This window comes from Acidovorax facilis (assembly GCF_023913775.1).
GTDB classification, from domain to species: domain Bacteria; phylum Pseudomonadota; class Gammaproteobacteria; order Burkholderiales; family Burkholderiaceae_C; genus Acidovorax; species Acidovorax facilis.
The window spans coordinates 1-251 of the sequence record NZ_JAMXAX010000398.1 but is presented as its reverse complement, the minus strand read 5'-3'; the positions used below and the strand labels follow the sequence as shown (position 1 = coordinate 251).

At 56.6% G+C, this 251-nt stretch carries 1 pseudogene; it reads left to right on the top strand.

The features are described from left to right. Positions 1-128, top strand: a pseudogene (locus NFX52_RS30770) (IS481 family transposase); the annotation flags it as partial. Positions 129-251: the final 123 nt, after the last annotated feature.

The window sequence follows — 251 nt, the reverse complement described above, 5'->3', positions numbered from 1 at the left end:
ACAACCACCAGTTACCGCAGTCAGCGCTCAAGAGCAGTACGCCGATGCAGGCGATGAAAGAGTGGTACCAGACCCACCCGCACCTGTTTCACAAGCGACCATATGATCGTACGGGATGCGACAGCTAGGGAAGCTCTTCACGAATCGGTTCTGGCTATGTCACAGCGATGCCTGAACTAAAACAGCACTCGCTTTGAGTAATGAGGCTTGCGCAGCGCACCCAGCAGGCGTTTGGCGAGGGCCATTGCCCC